The following is a 24,875-nucleotide window of genomic DNA, read 5'->3' as shown; positions in this document are numbered from 1 at the left end:
CGTCAGTGGCGGTCCGGGCCCCCGCCGGAACGCCCGCGGAAGCCACCACCGCGGCGGTCGTCGTCACCGCGGCGGAAGCCCCCACGGTCGTCGCGCTTCTCGTCACGGCCGCCGCGCCGGTCACCACGGTCACCACGGTCATCGCGTCGGGGTCCGCCGCCACGCGGCTTGCCGCCCCTGTCGTCCCGGAACGACGACGGACGACCCGACGGAGCGCCGGAGTCGGGGCGGATGTCGATCTCGGAACCTCCGACCCGGATTCCCTTCATCGAGTTGAGCTGGTCCGCGGGGAGATCCGCCGGCAGCTCGACGATCGAGTGGTCGAACCGGATCGAGATCCGTCCGATGTCACCGCCCCGGAGCCCGGCCTCGTTGGCCAGGGCGCCCATGATCGAGCCGGGCTTGACGTTGTTCCGCTTACCCACGGCGATCCGGTACTGCCCCATGTTCTTGCCCGACCGCGACGGACGCGGCCCGTCCGAGAAGTCGCGTGCCGGCCGCTCGCGACGGTCGTCCCGGCGCGGCGGGCGCTCGGGCTCCCGCATGAGGAAGTCGTCCGAGTTCCGCGACTGGGTCGCCAGAGCGGCGGCGATGTCTGACATCGAGACCGAGTGCTCGGAGGCGTACTCCTCCACCAGTCGGCGGAAGAGCGCGATGCTCGGGTCCTCGAGGCTCTCGGTGATCGACTGTGCGAACTTGGCCATCCGCATCTCGTTGACGTCGTCCACGCTCGGGAGCTGGATCTCGGTCAACGGTTGGCGGGTGGCCCGCTCGATCTGGGAGAGGAGCCGGCGCTCGCGCGGGGTGACGAAGAGCAGCGCCTCACCGCTCCTACCGGCGCGACCGGTCCGGCCGATCCGGTGGATGTAGGACTCGGTGTCGTGCGGGATGTCGTAGTTGACGACATGGCTGATCCGGGGGACGTCGAGACCTCGGGCGGCCACGTCGGTGGCGACGAGGATGTCCGTGCGACCGTCCTTCAGCGCCTCGATCGTGCGCTCACGCAGGTTCTGCGGGATGTCGCCGTTGATGGGCGCGGCGGAGAACCCCCGTGCACGGAGTCGCTCTGCCAGCTCCTCGGTGGCGGACTTCGTCCGGACGAACAGGATCATCGCGTCGAAGTCCTCGACCTCGAAGATCCTCGTCAGAGCGTCGAGCTTGTCCCGGTGGTTGACCAGGACGTAGCGCTGCGTGATGTTCGGCGCGGTCGACGTCTTCGACGCCACCTTCACCTCGGTCGGATTGGTGAGGTACTTCTGCGAGATCCGCCGGATGGCGGCGGGCATGGTCGCGGAGAACAGGGCCACCTGGGTCGTCTCCGGGGTGTCCGACAGGATCCGCTCGACGTCCTCCTGGAACCCCATCGCGAGCATCTCGTCGGCCTCGTCCAGGACGAGGTGCCGCAGACCCGACAGGTCCAACGTGCCCTTCTTCAGGTGGTCGATCACACGCCCCGGGGTGCCGACGATGATCTGCGCACCGCGCCGCAGCCCCGAGAGCTGGATGCCGTAGGCCTGCCCGCCGTAGATGGGCAGGACGTTCACCTGCGGCATGTTCGCCGAGTACGTGACACAGGCCTCGGCGACCTGGAGGGCGAGCTCTCGGGTCGGCGCCAGGATGAGGGCCTGGGGGCTCTTCACCGCCGGGTCGATCAGCGACAGGATGGGCAGCGCGAACGCGGCGGTCTTACCGGTGCCGGTCTGTGCCAGGCCGACCACGTCACGCCCCTCGAGGACCAGCGGGATCGTCGCGGCCTGGATGGCGGAGGGGACTTCGTAACCCACGTCCCTGACCGCCTGCGCGACGGCGGGGGCCAGCCCCATGTCGGCGAACGTCACCTCGGGCTCGTCCTCACCGCCGGCTGCAGGGGCGGCGGCGCCGGTGCGCGCGGGCGCGGCCGTGTCCGCAGCGCCGTTGTCCGCGGCGCCATTGTTCGCGGCGCCGTTGTCCGCGGCGGAGGCTGGTTCGGGATTGCTGGCGTCGGTGTCGACCTCGTCGCCGGCGGTGGCGGTACGGTCCTCGTCGTTGTTCTCCATGAGGTTTTACATTCTACGGCGTCCGGGGGCTGTTGAGCGACACGGCTGCCGCAGGTCACTCCCCCGTGGTCACCGGGTTCGTGGCCTCACGGGTCTCCTCGGCGATGATCCACGGGATCGCGGCCCCCAGTAGGAGCACGCCGGACACCGCGAACCCCGCCTTGTAGCCCAGCAGGTCCACCACCAGTCCCACCACGACCGGTCCCAGGATCGCTCCGGAGTCGCTGGCCATCTGGAAGGTGGCGAGGACCTTGCCGCCTGCCCGGTCCGCGCCGATCACGTCCGCGACAGCGGCCTGTTGCGACGGGTTGAGGATCCCGGCCCCCATCCCGGCGATGACCGAGGCCGCCACGAGCAACGGCACGGTGTCACACCAGCCCAGGACGAGGGTGGTGACACCGGAGATCACCAGACCCAGGATCACCATCGGACGTCGCCCGTACCTGTCGGACAACCACCCGGCCGCGGAGACCACCGAGGCGGTCCCCACGGCGAACGACGCCAGCGCGGTGCCGGCGATACCGGCGCCGGCATCGAAGTTGGCCGCGGCGAACAGCGGGACGATGGCGACCCGCACACCGAACGAGGTCCACCCGTTGACGAAGCTGGAGATCAGCGCGGCGCGGTACCCGCTGTGCCGTAGCGCCTCGGCGACCGGGAGGGGTTCCTGCTCGGGGGACCCGTCGTCGGGTGAGGGCCGTCGGCCCCCGCGGAGGAAGACCGCCACCACGCCGGTCGCCACCAGCAGCGTGCCGGCGTAGACGAAGAACGGGATGCGCATGCCGAAGCCCGCCAACAATCCGCCCAGGACCGGACCGCCGATATTGCCGATGAGGAACGCGGTCGCGTACAGGCCGGCGATCCGTCCCCGGGCGCCGGGCGGGGACAATCTGGTGAGCAGGGCCATCGCGGAGATCGTGAACATCGTCGACCCGAGACCGCCGAGACCGCGGAAGACCAGGAGCTGCCAGTAGTTCTGCGCCAGCCCGGTCGCCAACGTGGAGACCACCACGATGAGGAGACCGGACATGTAGACCCACCGCTCGCCGAGTTTGTCGACGAGGAACCCACCGGCCGGCGCGAACACCAACCTGAAGAACGCGAATGCGCTGACGATGACCGACGCCGCCGTGACCGACACGTCGAAGCTGCGGGCGAACTGCGGCAGCACCGGCGCGACCAGGCCGTAGCCGATCGCGACGGCGAACGCGGCCGCGACGAGGACCCAGACGTCCGCGGGCAGGCGGGTCCGCGCAGACGGCGTCGGATGTCCGGTGAGCGCGCCCCTCACGCGGATCGGAGCACTCGGGCGAGCACATCGGCGCCGAAGTGCAGTGCGTCGACCGGTACCCGCTCGTCGACGGCGTGGAAATGGCCGAAGACGTCGAACTCATCGGGCACGCGCAGTGGGACGAACCCGTAGCCGTCGATCCCGAGCGGGGCCAGATGCTTGTTGTCCGTGCTGGCGGGCAACAGGTACGGCACGACCATGGCATCGGGGTCGGATTCCCTGACGGCCTCGCGGATCACCTCCACGAACGGTGCGTCGGCCGGTGCGGCGATCGGTGGTTCCCAGATCCACTCGACCGTGACGTCGGGGCCGAGCTCCTGTTCGATCTCGGCACGGAACGTGTCCTCACCTCCGGGGAGTACTCGGCAGTCGATCTCCGCGCGTGCCTCGGTGGGGATGACGTTGGTCTTGTATCCGGCGGACAGAACCGTCGGCGAGGCGGTGTGGGACAGCGAGGCGGAGACGAGGGACCCGAAGTGCCCGAGGACCCCGAGCCGATCCGGCAGTTCGGCGACCTCGCCGCTTCCTCCGGCCAGCCGACCGACCGCCGCGGCCAGCGCGGTGTTGGCCTCTGTCGGCTGCACCGGGAAGTCGAGGTCGGCCACGCGATGGACCGCCCCGGCGATGGCGGCGACGGCGTTGTCCCCGGTCGGGCGGGACGCGTGTGCGGCGGTGCCGTGTGCGGTCACCGTGGCCCAGGCGACGCCCTTCTCGGCGACGGCGATCGGGTAGAGGCGGCGGCCGTCGACTGGTACCGACCAGCCCCCGACCTCGCTGAGCGCCTGGGTCATGCCGTCGAAGATCTCGGGCCGCTCCCGGACCACCCACTTGGCACCCATGATCCCCGCGGCCTCCTCATCCGCGAAGAACGCGAGCAGCAGCGGTCGCCGGGGCACGATCCCCTCCCGGCGGTAGTGGCGGACCACGGCGAGCATCATGCCGATCATGTTCTTCATGTCGACGGTGCCTCGTCCGTAGAGCCAGCCGTCGCGGATCTCACCGGCGAACGGCGGGACGGTCCAGTCCTCGGCGACCGCGGGGACGACGTCGACATGGCCGTGCACGACCAGACCACCCGCCTCCGGGTCGGCTCCCTCGATCCGGGCGAACAGGCTCCCTCGTCCGGGAACAGACTCCACGAGTTCGCTGGAGATGCCGACTTCATCGAGGTACTCGGCGATCCGGCGGCACACCCTCGTCTCGCCGTCGCCGATCGTCGCGGGGTCACCGGTGTTGGTCGAGTCGATCGACACGAGGTCCGCCGTGATCGCGACGGCCTCGGCATGCATCCGCTCCCGCGCCTGCCCGGACATCTGCTGGGCGTCGGTCATCCGAAACACTTCCCTTCACCACGGTAGGTGGGCCAACGATCCACCACGGCGGGCCCGTCAGCAGTCTCGTCCACCACGTGGAGAGTGTCGAACCGTTCGCACAACTCCCCCGCCTTGGCGTGTCGCCACCATGCGCGCTCGCCGATGGGCACCTGCCCCCGCACGGGCGTCTGGACCTCGCCGGCCCCCTCCCGACCGAGGTATCGCAACCCCGCCGGGGCGGCGGGCACCGGGAGCCGGTCGCGCCCCGGGACGCCGGACGCGACGTACCCCCCGTACAGGAACGTGGTGAGACCACGGGCCGGCGTCCGCACGGCGGGCAGTGCGAACAGCAGCGCCGGCCGCGGGGTGAAGGTCCGATAGGCGTCGAACAGCCCCGGCACGTACAGTCCCGATCCCGCGGTGACCTCGGTGACGGCGGGCGCCCCGGCGCTCTCGGCGACGGACCCGGAGCCCCCGGAGTTGATGATCTCCGGCGGTGTCCCGGTGATCGACTCGATCGTGGACGCCACCGCCGGTCGCACATCCCGCAGCCGCCGCATCGAGAGCCGTTTGACGACGCCGATCCCCGGTACGTCATCGGGCACCCCGGCCACCTGTGCCTCGTAGAACATCGCGCCCACCACGCGGAAGCCGGTGGCGACGGCCCGCCGTACCAGCGGCTCGACGTCGTCCGGTCCGCGTAGCGGGGAGCGGCGCACGCCCAGGTGGACGGGCCCGAGCCGGAGGGAGCAGTCGACGTCGATGCATACCCGCGCCCCGGACGCCCCCGCGTCCCGTGCGATCTCCAGCTGGCGCGGATGGTCGATCATGAGTGTCACGTACTCCAACGCCTGCGGATCCGATCCGAGGCGCCCCAGAGCCGAGCGGTCGACGGTGGGGTACCCCATCAGGACGTCGTCGCACCCCGCCTCCACCAACCACAACGCCTCGGTGAGCGAGTAGGCCATGATCCCGTGGACGGAATCGTCGCCCCGCAGCCGGTCGCCGAGCACCTCCCGCAGCACGCCTCGGGATCTCACGGATTTGCTCGCGACCCGGATCCTGGTGCCCCCTGCCCGGCGGCGTAGATCGTCCACGTTCGCCCGCAGACTCGGCAGGTACAGAGCGGCGAGGGGCGCGTCGAGGCCCGCGGTCGCGACCCGGAGTGCGTCGACGACCACGGGGAGGCCGCCCGCCTCCGTGCTAGGCACCGTCGACCGGTCGCGCGTCCCGTACGACGAGGTCGACCGCCCGGTGGAGGAGGTCGTTGGCCTCGTCGTCGTTCCGGTAGATCTGCCACCGCAGGCTGATGCCGGTGATGATCGACAGGACGACGCGCACCATGTCGTCGAGGCCCATCGCCCACTGCACGTCGGCGGACTGCGCCGTGCGCTCGAGTACGGATCGCACGATGGCCTCGTTGGATTCCTGCTGGTCGCGGGCCAGGCCGACTTCGGGCAACCCGTGGGTCCTCAGCGAGTACGACACGATCTCGTAGGTGAGGAGCTGCCGGTCGGGCGATGCGGAGATCACCGCCCAGATCAGGTCGATCGCCTCGTACAGCCGTCGCCGCAGGCCCTCGGTGCCCCGGATCCCGGAATCGAAGTCGACGCTCACGAAGGCCCGGGCGGCCTGGTGGACCTCCGAGTTGACGGCGCCGATGACCTCGCGGAGAAGCTCTTCCTTATCCGTGTAGCAGTAGTGGACGACCCCCAGCGACACGCCCGCCCGTTCGGCCACGCCGCGGACGGTCACCGCACCCAGTCCGTCGTGTTCGGCGATCTCGAGGGCGGCCTGGAGGAGCTGCGCCCGGCGCTGATCGGCAGGAAGTCGTCTGGTCACCCGTCCATGGTACGACGACGAGGTGGACGCGCACACCGTTCACCGCACCCGCTCCCCCGGCGTGCCGGGCGTCCGCCCCCACTCCGGGTCGATGGTCCAGGACCGCCTCCCGCCCCGCCTCGCGCGGGTACCCTCTCCTGCCATGACGACCTCGGTGGCCCCCTGGCAGAACTGGGCCGGCAATGTCCTGGCCTCTCCCTCGGGCCGGTCGCTCCCGACGACCGTCGCCGAGGTGAGCGACGTGGTCACGCGGGCGGCCGAGCGCGGAACCAGGGTCAAGTGTGTCGGCGCGGGCCATTCCTTCACGCCGGCGGCCGCGACGGACGGCGTGCTCGTGTCGTTGGACGACCTCGCCGGTGTGGAATCGATCGTGCCGACCCGTGGTGCTGACGGTCGCGTCGACGGCGCGGACGTGACCGTCTGGGCGGGTACCCGGTTGCACCGACTGGGACCGCTGCTGTGGGAGCTCGGTCTGGCACAGCCGAACCTCGGGGACTTCGCCGAACAGTCCCTCGCCGGGGCGGTGTCGACCGGGACCCACGGCACGGGATGTGCGGCACCGGGCCTGCCCGCCACGGTCGTCGGCCTCCAGCTCGTCACCGCCGACGGTTCCGTTCTCACCTGTTCCCGCGAATCCGACCCCGAGGTGTTCGAGGCGGCCCGCCTCGGGATCGGCGCACTGGGGATCATCACCAAGATGACGGTCCGATGCGTCCCGGCCTTCGCACTGCAGGCCGAGGAGCGTCCGTGGACCCTGACCGCCGCACTGGCGGACCTGGAGGGTTTCGCCCGTTCCGCGGACCACGCCGAGTTCTTCTGGTTCCCCCACACCGACGCGATCAACGTCAAACGCAACACCCGGTTGCCCGGGGACGCCGAGCTGCACCCGGTGGGACGCATCCGGGGTCTGATCGGCGACGAACTCCTCTCCAACGAGGTCTTCGACGTGCTGTGCCGGGCCGCGACCCGACGTCCGGCGCTGACCCCCCGGCTCAACCGGGTCGCCTCACGGGCTCTGTCCGCACGGGACTTCACCGACCGGAGCTACCGGGTCTTCGCCTCGCCGCGGCGGGTCCGCTTCCGGGAGATGGAGTACGCCGTGCCCGTCGCGGCGGCGACCGGGGTGTTGCGCGACCTCCGCGACACCATCGACCGCTCCGGCATCGTCACCCCGTTCCCCGTGGAGGTGCGGTTCGCCGCCGCCGACGACGTGTGGATGTCCACGGCGTACGGGCGCGAGGTCTGCTACATCGCCGTGCACCAGTACCACCTGATGGATCACACCGAACTGTTCCGTCTCGCGGAAGGGATCTTCCTCGCCGCCGGTGGGCGACCGCACTGGGGAAAGATGCACACCCGCACCGCGGAGGACCTGTCCGCCATGGTGGACCGCTTCAACGACTTCGTCTCCGTCCGTGACCGTCTCGACCCGGAGCGTGTCTTCGGCAACGACTACACCGAGCGTGTGCTGCCCTGAACCACCACCCCGCGCGCCTTACGTACGGTGGAGGTTCGAGCCCGGCCCGCCCCCCGCGCCGCCTTGACCTCCAGGAGTGCCCAGTGCCCGATCGAGTGCCCGCTGAATCCGACGTCTCCGGCCCGGCCGCGGGGGTGATCACTGCCGCCCTGCGCCGGGCGATCCGGAGTCAGACCGGTGCCGCCCGCGCCTACGTACGCACACTCCGGGCCCATCACCCGGACGAGAGCCCGGCCCGGATCCGCGAGCGTCTCGACGCGCGGTTCCTGAACACCGTCACCGCGTCCGGTGCGGCCGTGGGCGCCACGGCCGCGGTGCCGGGTCTCGGAACCATCGTCGCCTTCGGCGCGATCGGCGCGGAGTCGCTGGTGTTCCTCGAGGCCGCCGCGTTCTACACGCTCGCCGTGGCCGAGGTCCACGGCGTGGACGTCCGCCACGACGAGCACGAGGAACTGCTGGTCATGACAGTCATGTTGGGTGCGTCCGGCACCGCCATCCTGGCCAACGCGGTCAGCTCGTCGGGAGGGGCGGCCACGGGCGGCTCGTTGGCCGGCCGTGCACTCCGGGTACCCGGGCTGAAGGAGATCAACCGACGGATGATGACCCGCTTCGTCCGGAAGTTCGCCGTGAAGCGGGCAGGGCTCGCCGTGGGCAAGCTGGCACCCGCGGGGCTCGGCGCCGCCGTGGGCGGGTGGGGCAACCGGAAGCTGGGGCGCACTGTCGTGGATACCGCCGATGCCGCGTTCGGCACGCCCCCGGACTCGTGGCCCGCCACGTGAACCCGCCGTGACGGGCCCGGGGCATCCCCCTGTCAGGTGAGATCGAAGAGCCCGGCGCGGGCAGAAGGTCTAGCCTGGATCCATTGACGTGTGAAACCCACCACAGAACCAGAGAGGCACCAAGAGATCGTGAGCAACAACGTCTCACAGTTCGGACAGAACCAGTGGCTCGTAGACGAGATGTACGAGCGGTTCGCCAAGGACCCGTCCTCCGTGGACAAGTCCTGGCACGAGTTCTTCGACGCCAACCCGGAGGCCGCCTCCTCCTCCGGTGGTGACTCGACCAACGGCACCTCCCCCGGCAGCTCGGGCGGTAGATCCGGCAAGAGCAGCCGGCCCCGATCGGGAGGTGGGAGCAGCGGGGAATCGGTCACATCAGACAAGAAGCCGTCCGAGATCACCGTCGACGATTCCACCCCCGAGGCGGCCGCCAAGGACATCGCGGCGAAGCCCGCTGCCGACGCCTCGCCCAAGCGCAAGGCCCGCGGGGAGGGGGTGCCCGCCCCGGAGCACAAGTCGGAGACTCGGAAGAAGTCCGACACCGCGGCGACGAAGAAGCCGTCACGCCCCGAGTACGAGCCCCCCGCGGAGCAGGAGAGCAAGGTCATCCGGGGCGCGGCCAACGCGATCGTCAAGAACATGAACGCGTCGCTGTCCCTCCCCACCGCGACCTCGGTCCGCGCGGTCCCGGCGAAACTGATGGTCGACAACCGGGTGGTCATCAACAACCACCTCAAGCGCACCCACGGCGGGAAGATCTCGTTCACCCACCTCATCGGGTACGCCATGGTCCAGGCCGTCAAGGCCTACCCGAACCTGAACAACCACTACGAGGAGGTCGACGGCAAGCCGAACGTCGTCACCCCGAACGGGATCAACCTCGGTCTGGCGATCGACATGAAGACCAAGGCCGGCCGGTCCCTGGTCGTGGCCGCGATCCGCAACTGCGAGAAGCTCGACTTCCGCGGATTCCTGGACGCCTATGAGGACATCGTCGCCCGCGCCCGTGAGGGCAAGCTGACGATGGACGACTTCTCCGGCGTCACGATCTCGCTGACGAACCCCGGCGGTATCGGCACGGTGCACTCGGTCCCGCGCCTCACCGTGGGCCAGGGCGCCATTCTCGGCGTGGGCGCGATGGAGTACCCCGCCGAGTTCCAGGGCGCGAGTGACGAGCAGTTGGCCAACAACGCCATCGGCAAGATCACCACCCTCACCTCCACGTATGATCACCGGATCATCCAGGGCGCAGAATCCGGCGAGTTCCTGCGTGAGATCCACCGCCTGCTGATCGCCGACGAGTTCTACGACGAGATCTTCGACGTCCTCGGCATCCCCTACGAGCCGGTCCGGTGGCGTCAGGACATCACCGACCCGCGGGTGGACAAGGACGCACGCGTCCTCGAGCTGATCGCCGCCTACCGCGACCGCGGCCACCTCATGGCCGACATCGACCCGCTCGACGGGAAGCACGCCAAGCGGCGTCGCACGTTCCACCCGGACCTCGACGTCAACTCCCACGAGCTCACCCTGTGGGACCTCGACCGCAAGTTCTCCGTCGGCGGGTTCGTCGGCAAGGACAAGATGCGGTTGCGGGACGTACTGTCCGCGTTGCGTGCGGCCTACTGCCGCAAGATCGGTATCGAGTACACCCACATTCTCGAGAACGAGCAGCGCCAGTGGATCCAGGAGCGCCTCGAGGGGGTCGACGACAAGCCGACCGTCGCCGAGCAGAAGTACATCCTGTCCAAGGTGAACGCCGCGGAGGCCTTCGAGACGTTCCTGCAGACCAAGTATGTCGGCCAGAAGCGCTTCTCCCTCGAGGGCGCCGAGTCCGTCATCCCGATGATGGACGCGGTGATCGACGAGGCCGCCGAGTTCGGCCTCGACGAGGTCGTGATCGGCATGCCCCACCGCGGGCGGCTCAACGTGCTCGCCAACATCGTGGGCAAGCCCTACCGGCAGATCTTCACCGAGTTCGAGGGCAACATGGACCCCTCCGCCGCGCACGGGTCGGGTGACGTCAAGTACCACCTCGGGGCCGAGGGCATCCAGTACCAGATGTTCGGCGAGAACGAGATCAAGGTGTCGCTCACCGCCAACCCGTCGCACCTCGAGGCCGTCGATCCGGTCCTGGAGGGAATCGTCCGCGCCAAGCAGGACCTCATCGAGGATCCGGAATGGCGCTCCGAGTACCCGGTCGTGCCGCTCATGCTGCACGGTGACGCGGCATTCGCCGGACAGGGAGTGGTCGCGGAGACCCTGAACCTCTCGCAGATCGACGGTTACCGCACCGGCGGCACGATCCACATCGTCGTCAACAACCAGATCGGGTTCACCACGGCGCCCGAGGCCGGGCGCTCCAGCCAGTACTCCACGGACGTCGCCAAGATGATCGGCTCGCCGATCTTCCACGTGAACGGTGACGATCCCGAGGCATGCGTGCGGGTCGCCCGGCTGGCGATGGACTTCCGCCAGCAGTTCAAGAAGGACGTCGTGATCGACCTCGTCTGCTACCGCCGCCGCGGTCACAACGAGGCCGACGACCCGTCGATGACGCAACCGCGGATGTACGAGGTCATCGACGACAAGAAGAGCGTCCGCCAGTCCTACACCGAGGATCTGGTCGGTCGCGGCGACATCACCGAGAAGGAGGCGGAGAACGCTCTCCGCGACTTCCAGGGGCAGCTCGAGCGGGTCTTCAACGAGGTCCGCGAGCTCGAGAAGCACCCGGTGAAGGCATCCGAGTCGATCCTGCCCAACCAGCCGCTGCCCAAGCGCCTGGTGACGGCGGTGGACGAGTCGGTCATCCACGCCATCGGCGACGCCTTCGGCAACCTGCCCGCGGACTTCCACATCCACTCGCGGGTGAAGCCGGTCTACGAGGCGCGCCAGAAGATGGCCTACAACGGCAACATCGACTGGGCGTTCGCCGAGCTGCTGGCGATCGGTTCCCTCGTCTTGGAGGGCCGGACCGTGCGTCTCGCAGGTCAGGACTCGCAACGCGGAACCTTCACGCAACGCCACGCCGTGGTGGTCGACAAGACCACGTCGGAGCCCTACTCGCCCCTGCAGAACCTCGAGGACGCCGAGGGCCGCTTCGAGGTGTGGAACTCCGCACTCACCGAGTACGCGGGCGTCGGATTCGAGTACGGCTACTCGGTCGGGGACCCGGAGGCCCTCGTGCTGTGGGAGGCGCAGTTCGGTGACTTCGTCAACGGCGCGCAGACCATCATCGACGAGTACATCTCCTCCGGCGAGGCCAAGTGGGGTCAGAAGTCCTCCGTCACCCTTCTCCTGCCGCACGGGCACGAGGGGATGGGCCCGGACCACACGTCCGGCCGCATCGAGCGGTTCCTCCAGCTGTGTGCCGAGGGCTCGATGACCGTCGCGCAGCCGTCGACCCCGGCGAACTACTTCCACCTCATGCGTCGTCATGCCACCGACGGCATCAAGCGGCCGCAGGTGGTCTTCACGCCGAAGTCGATGCTGCGGAACAAGAAGGCCGTCAGCGCGATCTCGGACTTCACCAACGGCAAGTTCCGTTCGGTTCTCGACGACCCGACGTTCGCCGACGGTTCGAAGGACCCGGGCAAGGTCAAGACCATGCTGCTGGTGTCCGGCAAGCTCTACTACGAGCTCGCCGCCCGCCAGGAGAAGGAGGGCCGCGACGACATCGCGATCGTCCGGGTCGAACAGATCCACCCGGTGCCGCACCGCCGCCTGCGCGAGGCGTTGGACCACTACCCGAACCTCACCGAGGTCCGGTGGGTGCAGGAGGAGCCGGCGAACCAGGGAGCGTGGAGCTTCCTCGCCCTGGAGCTGCCCGAGCGCATCGAGGACTTCCCGCCCCTCAAGCGGGTCTCGCGTCGCCCGATGGCCGCGACCTCGACGGGTCTGAGCAAGGTCCACGCCGTCGAGCAGAAGGCGCTGGTGGACCAGGCGTTCGAGTGACCGCCGAATCGGAGGACTGCGGACCTCGAGTGACCGCGTAGGAGGAAGGGCCCGACCACCAGGTCGGGCCCTTCCTCGTGTTCCACCCCTCGCGGAGGTCAGTAACCGTGCTCGTCCAACCAGTAGTTCGCCAACGCGACGGGGGTCGCGGAACCGAATTCGACCCCCAGCAGGAGCTCGCGGACATCCTCGGTGGTCAGCTCCCCGCTGATGCGGTTCACCAGGGCGAGCTGATCCTCCGAGAGCGAGCCCTTGCGGAACACGGGCACGAGGTGCTGGGCGAGGACTGCAGCTTCGTCGTCGTCCAACGCGACGATGTCCTCCGGATGGAGGACGGGGTCGGCCGACTGGACCAGACCCACCCCGATCTCCCCCTCCCGCAGGGCGTCGAACACCGCGCGGGGGTTGGGCCCCAGCGCCACGCGACGGCCGAAACCGCAGTCGTAGGTGGTACCGACGGATGTGGCGAGCTCCCGATCCGCGAGCGCCTCCTCGCGTGCGCCGAGGGTGAACTCACCGCACCTCCCGGCCAGGTCGGACATCGTCCGCAGGCCTCGCGATTCCGAGGTGTGCCGGGTGACCGCGTACACGGGGGCGTCCTCGGCGGGCGCAGGATCCGCCGCGGTCACGCCCTCCGGGAGGGCGGCCATCATGGCGGTGTACACCTCATCGGCCTCGACCTCGGTGGAGTTCTCGTCGAAGGTCCGGAGCAACTCACCGGTGAACCCGATCGTGAACGTCGCCTCCCCGGTCACCACGGACTCCACGACCTCGTCCTGGGTCCCGGCCTGCGGGCGGGCGGTCACCCGCGACCCCGACCGCACCAGGGCGTTGCCGTAGATATGACCGACGATCTCGACCTCGCCGAAGGATGCGGTCTCGACGACCACCACCGGATCGTCCCGGTGCGCGGGAACGATCGACGACTGCGCCTGGCAGCCGGACAGTGCCATCGCGCCAACCCCCGCGAGCACCATCGCGCACCGCCCCGCCCGATCCCCCGTCCGCAGCATCCGACCACGCCCTTCCTCACCCCGGCCGCGCCGGTCGGCGCGGATCACCTCGAGGGACAGTCTCCCAGCCACGCCCGCCGGTCGTCACTCCGAGGGCCCGCACGGCGGATATTGTCAGGCGAGACGAGGAAAGGGGACCGGGTGCCCGCGATCCCACCACGACGGCCGTCGACAACCCGAGCAGATGCCACGCCACGAGACCCGGCCGGGTCGGCGCACCACGCGACCGTGGACTGCGTCGTCTACATCGACGGTGTCGGTGAACGCGGCCGGGTCCCGCACCGGGAGGCGATCCGCCGCGTGCGCGACAGCGGTCGAGGCTTCGTCTGGATCAGCCTCGACGCCCCGGGGCACGACCAGATGGAAGCGCTGTCCCGGGACCTGGGGCTGCACGAGCTCATCACCGAGGACGCGACCAGTGGCCGGCAGCGTCCCAAGTTGGAGGCCTACGACGACGCTCTCGTGCTCAACATGTCGACCGTGCGGTACCTGGCCCACGAGACGGTCACCCAAGTCACCGACATCGTGTCCACCGGCGAGGTCATGGTGGTCCTGGGCCGGGACTTCGTGGTGACCGTCCGCCACGGGGACCAGATCACCCCCACGGACCTCGTCGGCGCGCCCGGGTACTCGCCGGAACGGTTCGCGATCGGGCCGGCGGCGGTGATGCACGCCGTGGCGGACCGTGTCGTCGACAGCTACATCGAGGCCGCCGAGGGGATGGCCGCGGACATCGACGAACTCGAGTCGGCGCTCTTCACGCCGCGCACCCGGGTGGACATCGAACAGATCTACGTCCTCAAGCGGGAGCTACTCGAACTCAAACACGTCATCGGGCCGTTGACCACGCCCCTGCGACGCCTGTCGGTCGATCATCTCGACCTCGTCCCTGCCGAGGCCCGCCACTACTTCCGCGACGTCCAGGACCACCACGCACAGGCGGCAGCGGTGGTCGCGACCCTGGACGAGCAGAGCACCTCGCTCGTCAGCGCGGCGGCGGCGATAGTCGGGGTCCAACAGAACACCGACATGCGCAAGATCTCCGCCTGGGTCGCCATCGCGGCCGTACCCACGATGATCGCGGGCGTCTACGGCATGAATTTCCGCCACATGCCGGAGCTCGAGGCGCGATACGGGTACTTCGTGGTGCTGGGGATCATGGTGGCGATGTGCGCCGGGCTCTTCCTGCTGTTTCGCCGGAACCGCTGGTTGTGATCAGCGGTTCAGCCCGGGGTTGACCGCCGAGCGCCCGGGATCGGTGACATCGATGCCGGCCTCCGCCCACGCCTCCTCCAGTTCCGCCGCGCCCTTCATCCGTACCCACGCCGCCTCCGTGTGGGTGACCGGAACGGCCCGGAACACGGTGACCGGCGCGGCGTCACCGGGCAACGGCACGTCCGGAATCTCCGGAGCCCGCAGGACGACCCCCGTGAACGACGCGCCCGGCCAGAGCGGCTCGCCCAGGTCGATCAGTGCTCCCTCCGACAGGACGAGGCCCTCCACCGCGGGTGCGGCCGCGAGCACCGCCAGCGCGCGGACCAGACCGTCCACCCCGCCACGCAGGATCAGACTCAGCTCCGCCCGCGGCGCGGTGGGGTCGGGAACGAGGGCCGAGGGGTCCCCCATCGGTTCGGCTGAGCACCCCAGCGAGACATACCGCACCACGCCGGACTCGATGTCCACGAACCGCAGGATCCTGATCGGTGACGCGCCGAGGAATGTCACCGACGCCTCCTGGGGCTCCGGGCCGTGGTGCTCGATCAGATGCGCCCGCACCACGGAGAGCACGTCCGAGGAGCTCGTCGAACCGCCGGGCAGCACTACTTCAGCCCGAGGCGGGCGAGCTCGTCGCGCACCCGTTCCGCGTTGGCGGGCTCGCACAGGACGTCGTACCGTCCCGCGACGAGCTGCGAGGTGGACGCGAAGTCACGCTTGCCGCGGGTGGCCGCGTAGGACAGCGAGGCCGAGACGACCCCGAACACCGACCCGCCCACCAGGCCCGTCAGGACGACTCCCCACATGGGCTGCGTGAAGATGCCGAGCAACAGGCCGATGAACAGCCCGAGCCAGGCGCCGGTGGCCAGGCCACCGAGCAGGACCTTGGGCCATGTGAGCCGGCCGGTCACACGCTCGACCTGCATCAGGTCCACTCCCACGATCGTGACCTCGTGGACGGGGAACTCCTCGTCCGCGAGATGATCGACCGCGGCCTGGGCCTGCGCGTAGGTGGGGTACGACCCGACCACCCAACCGGTCGGCGGCGTGGGCAGGCCCGGGGTCTGACCAGCCCGGGTCCTACCGCCTGCCGGATTCACGGGAGAGCTCATGATGTCCGTCCTTCCGGGTCCGTTCCTGCACCGGCCTGATCCGTCACGGTCATCCCGCCCGCACGACCCCGCGCGGACACGACCAGCGCCATCTTACGACTGGCCTCGTCGAGCATCTCGTCGCCGAACATCACCGCACCGCGAGCACCTCCCTCGACGGACGTCGACCGCGCGTAGGCGGCGAGGATGGCCTCGGCCTGGTCGAACTCCTCCTGGCGGGGGCTGAACACCTCGTTGCCCGCGTCGACCTGGGCCGGGTGCAACACCCACTTGCCGTCGAAGCCGAGTGCTGCGGTGCGGGCGGCCGCCCGGCGGAACCCCTCCACGTCCCGCACCTTGAGGAAGGGCCCGTCGATCGCCTGGAGGCCGTGGGCGCGGGCGGCGACGAGGATGGTCATGAGTACGTGGTGGTAGGCGTCACCCGGGGCGTAACCCTCCGGTTGCTCCCCGACCGTGAGGGTGCGCATCCCGACGGAGGCCATGAAATCGGCCGGACCGAACACCAGCGTCAGGACACGGGGACTGGCCGTGGCGATCTGATCGATATTGGTCAACCCCAGGGCGTCCTCGATCTGGGGTTCGATGCCGATGTGCCCGACTGGTAGTCCCGCCGCCTTCTCGACCTGGGTCAGCACCAGGTCGAGGGCGACGACCTCCGCCGCGGAGCGCGCCTTCGGCAGCAACAGTGCGTCGACGCGGGCACCCGCGCGACCGACTATCTCGGTGACGTCCCGCACCGTGTACTCGGTGTCCCACGCGTTGACGCGCACCACGACCGTGGGCGCGGCGAAGTCCCCGCCGTTCAGGGCGGCCACCACGTTCTGGCGGGCCTCCTCCTTGGCGGGACCCGCCACCGCGTCCTCGAGATCCAGGAAGACCTCGTCCACCGGCAGTCCCCTGGCCTTGTCGATCATCTTGACACTGCTGCCGGGCACGGCCAGTACCGTGCGCCGGGGACGGGCACGGAGTTCGGAGAGCGCCGCGGCGGCGTCCTCCGATGGCGCGGGTGTCGCGTGGGGGGCTGCGGTCATCGTGAGTGGCACTCCCTTACGTCCGGTATGGCGGGCGGGCGCCGCCCGTGGGTGACTAGCCTGGTCGACATGGCGAACCTCAACAAGGCCTTCGTCGCCAGGCTAGCCGGACTACCGGTGATCGGCCCTGACGGGGACGACATCGGACGGATCCGGGACGTCGTGGTGACGATGCGGTCTCGGCACAAGCCCCCTCGGGTGATCGGACTCGTGGTCGAACTACCCACGCGTCGCAGGATCTTCGTGCCGATGCTCAGGGTCGCCTCGATCGACCCCCGGTCCGTCTCCCTGGTCTCGGGCACCATCAATCTGCACCGGTTCCAGTCCCGACCCGGGGAGAACCTGGTGCTCGGGGCGTTGGTGGACTCCGTGATCGGAGTCGAGCGGGACCAGCTCGGTTCGGAGAAGTCGGGCGGTGACCAGAAGGACATCCGTTACCAGGTGGTCGACGTGGAGATCGAGCGTCAGCGCTCGAGGGACTGGCTCGTCTCCCGACTCGCCGTACGCGCACGACGCGGGCGCGCCTCGCTCGGCCGCCGCGGCGAGGTGTCGATCCATCCGTGGAGCCGGATCCGGGGACTCGACGACGACGCGATCGGCACCCCGGAACACAGTGCCGAGAGCCTGGTCGAGCACTATGCCGACATGCGCCCGGCCGACGTCGCGAACGCCCTGCGGGAACTGCCAGAGGTCCGTCGGCTGGAGGTCGCCCGGACACTGGACGACGAGCGATTGGCCGACATCCTGCAGGAGCTGCCCCACGACGAGCAGACCGAGATCGTCACCCGGCTCGAGCTGGAGCGCGCGGCGGACGTGCTCGAGGCGATGGACCCCGACGACGTGGCCGATCTGCTCGGCGAGTTGCCGGAGCAGGACGCCGAGTCATTCCTGGAACGCATGAACCCCGAGGACTCGGCTCCCGTCCGGCGTCTGCTCACGTTCGACGCGGACACCGCGGGCGGGCTCATGACCCCCGAGCCGATCATCCTGTCTCCGCAGACGACGGTGGCCGAGGCCCTCGCCCACTGCCGCAACCCCGACCTCAGCCCGGCCCTGGCCAGCCTCGTCTTCGTCGTGAGGCCCCCCACCGCGACACCGACGGGCAAGTACCTAGGATGCGTCCACATCCAGGCGCTGTTGCGGGAGCTGCCGTCGATGATGGTGGCCGAGACCGTCGACACCAGCCTGTCCACGCTGCGCCCGTCCGACTCGACGGACGCCGTGACCAGGTTCTTCGCCACCTACAATCTCGTGTGCGGGCCGGTGGTCGACGACGAGGGACACCTGCTCGGCGCGGTGGCGGTCGACGATCTGCTGGACCATGTCCTCCCGGACGACTGGCGGGACATGGACCTGCACGACGACAGGGAGGCGACCCGATGAGCGAGCCCACCGTGCGGTCCTCGCTCTCGATGCCGGTGACCTCGCGCAGACCGAGGATCAGCTTCGACGCAGACGCGGTCGGCCGCTACAGCGAGTCCGTCGCGCGGTTCTTCGGGACCGGCACATATCTGCTGATCCAGACGATCATCGTGATCGTCTGGATCATCATCAACGTCGCGGTGGTCGCCCTGCGCTTCGACCCGTATCCCTTCATCCTGCTCAACCTCGCGTTCTCGACGCAGGCCGCCTACGCCGCTCCGCTGATCCTGCTCGCACAGAACCGGCAGGAGGACCGCGACAAGGAGTCCGTCAGGGAGGATCGCCTCCGCGCCACGCAGACCAAGGCGGACACCGAGTTCCTCGCCCGGGAACTCGCCTCGGTCCGGCTCTCCGTCGGTGAGACGGTCACCCGCGACTACCTCCGGCGGGAGCTCGACGACCTCCGTGATTCCGTCGAGCGGATCGAGACCCTCCTCTCCGGCCTCGAACCCGGGACGTGTAACGCCGATCACAACAAAACCGATTCAGACGTCAAGGGCCGGGGGTAGCCTCGGCCGGGACGGAACGTCGTGGGGCGCAGCACGTTCGCTGGGCCGACCGGGAAGTCGTAGGGGGAAGTCTTGCGCCGTTTTGCGCACAACGCCGATCGCCGGGTTCTGACCAGTGCCGCCGTTACCGCCAGCGCGATCGCTGTGCTGTCGGCCGTGGGACTGAACATGGACACCAGTCGCCCCGCGCCGCCGGACATCACTCCGCTGGCCGAGTACGCGCCCAGCACGCCGACGGTGACCGAGGCTCCCGCCACCTCCCGCACCACAGAGCCGTCCCCGGAGGAGGAACCGGCCGCACCGGAGGACCCCGGCGCCGCCCACATCGAGCCGGCGACCATCCCGGACGGGCCGCTGGGCATCCCCGGCATCGCCCTCGACGCCTATCACCGCGCCGCGGACCGCCTCAATGCGGAGAAGCCCGCCTGCGAGATGGACTGGACTCTCCTGGCCGGTATCGGCCAGGTCGAGTCCAACCAGGGACGTGGTCGGTTCGACGTCCACGGCAACACCATCGGCCGCATCCTGGGCCCCCGCCTCGATGGGAGCCTTCCGGGAACCGCCGTCATCACCGACACGGACGGGGGCCGGTTCGACGGCGATGCGGAGTTCGACCGCGCGGTGGGCCCCGTGCAGTTCATCCCCTCGACCTGGGCCGGTCTCGGTCGCGACGCCAACGACGACGGGGTGGCCGATCCGAACAACATCTACGACGGCGCGCTGTCGGCGGCGTCCCTGCTGTGTGGGCAGGGGGGATCGATGGCCGATCCCGCCGCCCGCACCCGGGCGGTCCTGGCCTACAACAACTCGCTGGCCTATGTCGCCAACGTGAACGCCTGGGCCCACGGCTATGCGGTCAACGCCGTCCCGCTGCCGTCGGACCTGCCGGAGATCCACCAGCCCGAACCCACCATCGAACCCCCGGAGCCGCCCGAGCGATGCCCCGAGGGATGGGAGGGCGAGCCCACCGAGGCACCCGAGCCCGTTGCTCCGGGTGAGCCCGAGGCCCCGGTGCCCGGTTGCACGGAGGTCGAGCCCCCGACGACTCCGGCCCCGCCCGCGCCCAGCGCCTCGCCTTCGCCGTCGGCGACGCCGACTCCGACGCCGTCGCCCGAACGCCCGGCGCCTCCGGCGGTGGCGCCCCCGGCTCCGGCGCTACCGGGTTTGCCCGTGATCGAGTTGCCCTGCATACCTCCGTTCTGCGTGCCGCCGCCGCCTGCCTGAATCGTCACTCGGTGCCGTGACGCCTAGACTCGGGGCATCATGAGTGCACCCAGCGAAGAACTGATCCGGGCCGCCCTGGCGAAGGTCGACGACCCGGAGATCCGGAAGCCGCTCACGGAGCTCGGCATGGTCAAGGGTGTCGAGGTGGACCCCGCCACCGGCCGGGTCGACATCGGCATCTACCTGACCGTCGCCACCTGTCCGATGCGGGACACCATCACCGACCGCGTCCGCACGGCGGTGGCCGACGTCCCGGGCGTCGGCGAGATCGCTGTCGAGCTCGACGTGATGAGCGACGAGCAGCGCACCGAACTGCGCAAGCATCTGCGCGGGGATGCCGCGGAGCCCGTCATCCCGTTCGCCCAGCCCGGCAACCTGACCCGCGTCTACGCGGTCGCCTCGGGCAAGGGAGGGGTCGGCAAGTCCACCGCGACGGTCAACCTCGCCACGGCCCTCGCCTCGCGGGGGCTCTCCGTGGGTGTACTGGACGCCGACATCTACGGCCACTCGATCCCGCGGATGCTGGGGACCGACGCGCGGCCGACCCAGGTGGAGCAGATGATCCTGCCGCCAGTCGCGCACGACGTGAAGGTCATCTCGATCGCACAGTTCACGAAGGGCAACACCCCGGTTGTGTGGCGCGGGCCCATGCTCCACCGGGCGTTGCAGCAGTTCCTCGCGGACGTCTACTGGGGTGATCTCGACGTCCTGCTGATGGACCTGCCCCCCGGCACGGGCGATGTGGCGATCTCGATCGCGCAGCTCATCCCCTCCGCGGAGATCCTCGTGGTCACCACGCCCCAGCAGGCTGCCGCAGAGGTGGCCGAGCGGGCCGGATCGATCGCGCTGCAGACCCGTCAGCGCATCGCGGGTGTCATCGAGAACATGTCATGGCTCGAGCTGCCCGACGGCACCAGGATGGATGTCTTCGGCACCGGCGGCGGTGCCGAGGTGGCGGCCAATCTGTCCCGCTCGGTCGGTGCACCCGTCACGTTGCTCGGTCAGGTCCCCCTGGAGCAGGCCGTGCGCGAGCACGGGGACGAGGGCACGCCCATCGTCCTCGCCGAGCCGGATTCGCCGTCCGGGCGCGCATACCGCGAGATCGCGGACGGTCTGGCCGTGCGCCCCCGGGGCCTGGCGGGGATGAACCTCGGGATCGACACCACCCGGCACCTCTGACGGACGGCGACGGCCGGGGGCTCAGCCCCCGGCCGTTCGTGCCGTCTGTCCGCCGCGGGTCGGGCCGGACGCGCGCCGGACCGGTCGTGAGGGCGGGTCAGGTGGCGTCGCTGTCCCACACGGGTCCCGATGACGGGGGCGGCGGCGCCGGGGTGTCCCGGACGGGTGCGGTGCCGGCGGTCCGCGGCGCCGTCGACCGGCGGGGGTCGGCGGAGGCCGTTCCCGCGGAACCCGCCCCGCCGGCGACCGCGGGAGCGCCCGCCGGCGCAGCGGCTCCGAAGTCCCCGGAGAACAGGGAGTCGTCACCGTCAAGGAGATGCTTGGTGACCATCGCGCGCGGACTCAGCCCACGCAGGTCGTTGAGCTGCTTGAGGGGCTCCCGGAACTCCTCGAACTCGGTCCCGTAGTCATCCCGGAGCTGCTGCTGGGCGTTGCTGGCGAACTCACGGACCTTGCGGATCGCCGAGGCCAGCCAACGGGCGGCCTCGGGTAGGCGCTCGGGCCCCAGGACCACCAAGGCCACCACGCCGAGCACCAGGAGCTCGGACCACCCCACGTTTGTGAACATCGCAGCCAGGATACGTCGCCGGGCTCACCGGTGGGAACCCGAGTTGTCCGGTGCCCCCGGTCAGCCCAGCGCGGGGCGCACGGTCAGTTCGACCCGCGTTCCACCGCGGATGACCTCGACCGGGACGTCGACGTCCGCCCCGGCGCGACGGACGGCCACCACCAGTTCATCGGAGGAACGCACCTGCCGGTCACCGACCCTGGTCACGACGTCCCCTTCCCGGAGTCCGCCCTCCTCGGCGGGCGAGCCCTCACGCACGTTGACGATCTCGGCGCCCTCCACCGACCCGTTGTCCGCCTTGCGGGCGTTGACGCCGATCGTGGCGTGGCGGACCGCCCCGTCGGTCATGAGCGACGTCGCAATCTCGCGGACGTCGTTGACCGGGATGGCGAAGCCGAGACCGATGGAACCCCCGGACTGGGTGAAGATGGAGGTGTTGATACCGATGACCGCTCCGGTCCCGTCGATGAGCGGTCCCCCGGAGTTACCGGGGTTGATGGCGGCGTCCGTCTGGATCGCGTCGATCACCACGTCGCCGTCCGAGGTGGCCTCCCCGAGGGCGATCGGGCGCCGGGTCGCCGAGACGATGCCCTCGGTGACGGTCCGGGCGAGTCCGAGGGGCGAGCCGATGGCGATGACCTGCTCCCCCACTTGGACGTCGTCCGAGTCGCCCAGGGTGGCGACGGTGAGGTTCTGGACGTCGTCGACCTTGAGGACCGCGAGGTCGGTGGCGGGGTCGCGCCCCACCATCTCGGCCGAGGCCCTGGAGCCGTCGGGGAAGATGACGTCGATGTCCGCGCGGTCGGCGGCGCCGTCCATGGTGACGACGTGGTTGTTCGTCACGATGTAGCCCTGTGGGTCGATGACGATGCCGGAGCCCTCCCCCTGGGCCGACGCCGTGGACACCGAGATGTTGACGACGGCGGGTTGGACGCGCTGGGCGACCTCACCGATCGGGTTGTCGGATCGGATGACGTTCTCCGGGGCGTCGGCGATCCGGACGGTGGAAGTGGTGAGGACGCGCGCGGAGTCCGCCACGACGGCGCCGATGGCGCCCGCGACGAGGGCGACGACGGCGACGGCCGCGGTCGCGCCGGCCACGGCCTGACTGCTCAGCCGACGTTCGAACAGTGCCTCGGACAGCGAGAGCCTGGCAGCGGGGGCCGCGGCCGCGCCCGACAGGTCGACCGGCTCGTGGTCGGCAGTGGCGGGCACTGCGGGTGCGCCGTACCCGACCGGAGCGTCGGGGTCGCGCCACGGGTCCGGAGCGGGCGGCGGTGGAACCTCGGACTCGTCCTGCCACGCCGGATGCCGCTCTATACCCCGAGCGGCTCCCGGGGCCGGGGCGAAGGCCTGCTCGAGGACCGGATCGGCGTCGCTGCCGAGGAGCGGGCCGGGGTGCGCGGCGGCACCGGCACGGGACGGGTCGAATCCACCGGTGACCCCGTCTGGTCGGGCGAACCGTGCGACATCGTCCTCGCCCACGGCCGGCCGATCGATCGGGGCGGGTTCACGAAGCGGGCGGTCCGGTTCCCCGTCCCGCGCCGCGGGCCCGGCCGCGCCTGTGTCGTCCTCCACCCGGCCCACCCTAGTTGCCGCGTCGCCACAGCCGGCGAAGCAGTCTCGACCAACCGTGGGTCTCCTCGGACCCGGCCACCGGATCGGGGCCCGTCCGCGTGGCCGGATCGGGTGCGTCCTCGAGTGACCGCAGCCGTTCGAGGAGTTCGCGGGGCATCTGGATGGGGCCGGATCCGCGCAGTGCGCGGCGTGCCTCACGCTGGACCTCGACCTCCCGACGACAGTGCGGACACCGGGCCAGGTGGGCGTCGGCCCGGGACTGCCCCGAGGGCGGTAGCCGACCGTCGACATAGGCTGCCGCGGCTTCCGTGGAGAGGTGGTCGGTGGACAGGAAGCTCTCCCTGGCGCGGGGCGGGCCGGTCCTGTCGACCACTTTCCGCGCCGAGTCGAACGACAGCGTGAACTCGGGGCCGGGTCCGCGTTCGTGGAGGTGTCTGTCCACGCCCCTCCCCTTCTCCGGTCATCTCGTGGGCTCGTCCGAGTCCCCGTCGAGGGGTCAACGTCCGGCGTACCCGCAGGGTTCCCGCGCCGCCACCCGCTGTTCCCGGTACGGACGCGGGTTGTGCCGATCGCCGGAGGGATCAGTCGATGCGCTGGTGGGCGCCGGTGACCCCGGCCGCCTCGAGTTCCGCACGCAACGCGGCCCGTCCGCGGTGGATCCGGCTCCTGACGGTGCCCATCTTCACGCCCAGGATGCGTCCGACCTCCTCGTAGCTGAGGTCCTCGATGTCACTGAGGACCACGGCGGCGCGGAACTCCGGAGACAGGTTGGCCAGGGCGGTCTGCAGGACGGGGTCGAACGTCTCCTCCGAGATCACCTGCTCCGGGCTGCGTTCTCGACCGGGCACCCTTTCGGCGTCCTCGGGCAGCGCCTCGAAGCGGATGCGCCCGCGCCGGCGTGCGGAATCGAGGAACAGGTTGGTGACGATACGGTGCATCCAGCCCTCGAAGGTCCCCGGCTTGTAGCGGTCCAGCGAGCGGAACACCCTGATGAACGCCTCCTGGGTGATGTCCTCGGCGTCGTGGGCGTTCCCGCAGAGGCGGTACGCCAGGCGGTAGACACGGTCACCGTGCTGCGCGACGAGCTCGGACCAGGACGGCATGTCCGTAGCCTCGCCGGTGGCGTCGAAACGAGCGGTCCCGGCCGCCTCGTCGAGGGCGACCGGTGCGATCGCCGTCCCGTGCACGGTTCGTGAGTACATGCGCTGCCGCCGCCTTCCGGCCCGGGCCTGTGGGAGCCCGCGCGGTGGTGGCCGCGCCCTCGTGGCGCGACGTGTGCCCACCCTCCCCTACGGGGCTGTCCTCACGGTATACACGTACTGAGACAGCCCT

The 24,875-nt window shown here is 70.1% G+C and carries 21 protein-coding genes; 8 read left to right on the top strand and 13 right to left on the bottom strand.

What is annotated here, in order from left to right:
* Positions 1-2: 2 nt before the first annotated feature.
* Genes AC3DEV_RS08045 through AC3DEV_RS08025 form a run of 5 tightly spaced genes read right to left on the bottom strand, consistent with a single transcriptional unit; the run spans position 3 to position 6,482 of the window.
* Positions 3-2,036: a DEAD/DEAH box helicase gene (locus AC3DEV_RS08045; protein WP_067718381.1), complete on the bottom strand. Its 2,034-nt coding sequence runs from the start codon at positions 2,034-2,036 to the stop codon at positions 3-5.
* Positions 2,037-2,091: 55 nt separating this feature from the next.
* Positions 2,092-3,333, bottom strand: a complete 1,242-nt coding sequence (locus AC3DEV_RS08040) for an MFS transporter (protein WP_488371809.1) — start codon at positions 3,331-3,333, stop codon at positions 2,092-2,094.
* Positions 3,324-4,658: a M20/M25/M40 family metallo-hydrolase gene (locus tag AC3DEV_RS08035; protein WP_488371768.1), complete on the bottom strand. Its 1,335-nt coding sequence runs from the start codon at positions 4,656-4,658 to the stop codon at positions 3,324-3,326. The genes AC3DEV_RS08040 and AC3DEV_RS08035 overlap by 10 nt, the downstream gene beginning before the upstream one ends.
* Entirely contained in the window at positions 4,655-5,851 is a 1,197-nt protein-coding gene (locus AC3DEV_RS08030) for a type III PLP-dependent enzyme domain-containing protein (protein ID WP_488371767.1), read from the bottom strand. The genes AC3DEV_RS08035 and AC3DEV_RS08030 overlap by 4 nt, the downstream gene beginning before the upstream one ends.
* Entirely contained in the window at positions 5,844-6,482 is a 639-nt protein-coding gene (locus AC3DEV_RS08025) for a TetR/AcrR family transcriptional regulator (RefSeq protein WP_067718391.1), read from the bottom strand. Before AC3DEV_RS08025 ends, AC3DEV_RS08030 begins: the two co-directional genes overlap by 8 nt.
* A 142-nt stretch (positions 6,483-6,624) precedes the next feature.
* Between AC3DEV_RS08025 and AC3DEV_RS08020 the strand changes: the two genes are divergently transcribed.
* The 3 genes from AC3DEV_RS08020 to AC3DEV_RS08010 all read left to right on the top strand — a co-directional run bounded on the left by AC3DEV_RS08020 (position 6,625) and on the right by AC3DEV_RS08010 (position 12,692).
* Positions 6,625-7,959, top strand: coding sequence for a D-arabinono-1,4-lactone oxidase (locus AC3DEV_RS08020; protein ID WP_488371766.1), 1,335 nt, complete (start codon positions 6,625-6,627; stop codon positions 7,957-7,959).
* An 83-nt stretch (positions 7,960-8,042) separates the two neighbouring features.
* Positions 8,043-8,738, top strand: a complete 696-nt coding sequence (locus tag AC3DEV_RS08015) for a YbdD/YjiX family protein (protein WP_341254188.1) — start codon at positions 8,043-8,045, stop codon at positions 8,736-8,738.
* Positions 8,739-8,867: 129 nt separating this feature from the next.
* Complete coding sequence (locus AC3DEV_RS08010; RefSeq protein ID WP_488371765.1) at positions 8,868-12,692, top strand: multifunctional oxoglutarate decarboxylase/oxoglutarate dehydrogenase thiamine pyrophosphate-binding subunit/dihydrolipoyllysine-residue succinyltransferase subunit; 3,825 nt, start codon at positions 8,868-8,870, stop codon at positions 12,690-12,692.
* Between the two features lie 98 nt (positions 12,693-12,790).
* On the opposite strand, the gene AC3DEV_RS08005 is transcribed toward AC3DEV_RS08010, so the two are convergent.
* Positions 12,791-13,777 (bottom strand): glycine betaine ABC transporter substrate-binding protein, encoded by a 987-nt coding sequence (locus tag AC3DEV_RS08005; protein WP_253695908.1) that lies wholly within the window; start codon positions 13,775-13,777, stop codon positions 12,791-12,793.
* A 69-nt stretch (positions 13,778-13,846) separates the two neighbouring features.
* On the opposite strand from AC3DEV_RS08005, the gene AC3DEV_RS08000 reads away from it, so the two are divergent.
* Positions 13,847-14,920, top strand: coding sequence for a magnesium and cobalt transport protein CorA (locus AC3DEV_RS08000; protein WP_488371764.1), 1,074 nt, complete (start codon positions 13,847-13,849; stop codon positions 14,918-14,920).
* On the opposite strand, the gene AC3DEV_RS07995 is transcribed toward AC3DEV_RS08000, so the two are convergent.
* Genes AC3DEV_RS07995 through AC3DEV_RS07985 form a run of 3 tightly spaced genes read right to left on the bottom strand, consistent with a single transcriptional unit; the run spans position 14,921 to position 17,063 of the window.
* On the bottom strand, positions 14,921-15,493 hold the full coding sequence (locus AC3DEV_RS07995; RefSeq protein WP_069389885.1) for a suppressor of fused domain protein: 573 nt from the start codon (positions 15,491-15,493) through the stop codon (positions 14,921-14,923).
* Positions 15,494-15,525: 32 nt separating this feature from the next.
* A complete protein-coding gene (locus AC3DEV_RS07990) occupies positions 15,526-16,032 on the bottom strand; it encodes a YflT domain-containing protein (protein WP_173674746.1) in 507 nt (168 codons plus the stop codon).
* Complete coding sequence (locus tag AC3DEV_RS07985; protein WP_488371763.1) at positions 16,029-17,063, bottom strand: HpcH/HpaI aldolase/citrate lyase family protein; 1,035 nt, start codon at positions 17,061-17,063, stop codon at positions 16,029-16,031. The genes AC3DEV_RS07990 and AC3DEV_RS07985 overlap by 4 nt, the downstream gene beginning before the upstream one ends.
* Before the next feature lie 69 nt (positions 17,064-17,132).
* Here AC3DEV_RS07985 and AC3DEV_RS07980 point away from each other — a divergent pair, with 69 nt between their 5' ends.
* From AC3DEV_RS07980 to AC3DEV_RS07965, 4 genes are all read left to right on the top strand, one after another.
* Positions 17,133-18,446 carry a magnesium transporter MgtE N-terminal domain-containing protein gene (locus AC3DEV_RS07980; RefSeq protein ID WP_119191780.1) on the top strand — a complete coding sequence of 438 codons (1,314 nt, stop codon included), beginning with the start codon at positions 17,133-17,135 and terminating at the stop codon, positions 18,444-18,446.
* Complete coding sequence (locus tag AC3DEV_RS07975) at positions 18,443-18,994, top strand: DUF1003 domain-containing protein (RefSeq protein WP_067718401.1); 552 nt, start codon at positions 18,443-18,445, stop codon at positions 18,992-18,994. Before AC3DEV_RS07980 ends, AC3DEV_RS07975 begins: the two co-directional genes overlap by 4 nt.
* Before the next feature lie 168 nt (positions 18,995-19,162).
* Entirely contained in the window at positions 19,163-20,218 is a 1,056-nt protein-coding gene (locus AC3DEV_RS07970) for a lytic transglycosylase domain-containing protein (RefSeq protein WP_253695910.1), read from the top strand.
* Between the two features lie 39 nt (positions 20,219-20,257).
* Positions 20,258-21,397, top strand: a complete 1,140-nt coding sequence (locus tag AC3DEV_RS07965; RefSeq protein ID WP_067718407.1) for an Mrp/NBP35 family ATP-binding protein — start codon at positions 20,258-20,260, stop codon at positions 21,395-21,397.
* 97 nt (positions 21,398-21,494) lie between these two features.
* On the opposite strand, the gene tatB is transcribed toward AC3DEV_RS07965, so the two are convergent.
* The 4 genes from tatB to sigE all read right to left on the bottom strand — a co-directional run bounded on the left by tatB (position 21,495) and on the right by sigE (position 24,745).
* Positions 21,495-21,965 (bottom strand): Sec-independent protein translocase protein TatB, encoded by a 471-nt coding sequence (gene tatB / locus AC3DEV_RS07960; RefSeq protein ID WP_067718409.1) that lies wholly within the window; start codon positions 21,963-21,965, stop codon positions 21,495-21,497.
* 60 nt (positions 21,966-22,025) lie between these two features.
* Positions 22,026-23,543: a trypsin-like peptidase domain-containing protein gene (locus AC3DEV_RS07955; RefSeq protein WP_185950360.1), complete on the bottom strand. Its 1,518-nt coding sequence runs from the start codon at positions 23,541-23,543 to the stop codon at positions 22,026-22,028.
* 10 nt (positions 23,544-23,553) lie between these two features.
* Positions 23,554-23,985, bottom strand: coding sequence for an anti-sigma factor family protein (locus AC3DEV_RS07950; protein ID WP_067718415.1), 432 nt, complete (start codon positions 23,983-23,985; stop codon positions 23,554-23,556).
* A 139-nt stretch (positions 23,986-24,124) separates the two neighbouring features.
* Positions 24,125-24,745 (bottom strand): RNA polymerase sigma factor SigE, encoded by a 621-nt coding sequence (gene sigE, locus AC3DEV_RS07945; protein WP_069388940.1) that lies wholly within the window; start codon positions 24,743-24,745, stop codon positions 24,125-24,127.
* Positions 24,746-24,875 lie beyond the last annotated feature (130 nt).

This window comes from Dietzia sp. IBK-p2-15D (genome assembly GCF_057773105.1).
The sequence above is the reverse complement of the archived record's forward strand: the minus strand, read 5'-3'. Positions and strand labels throughout refer to the sequence as shown.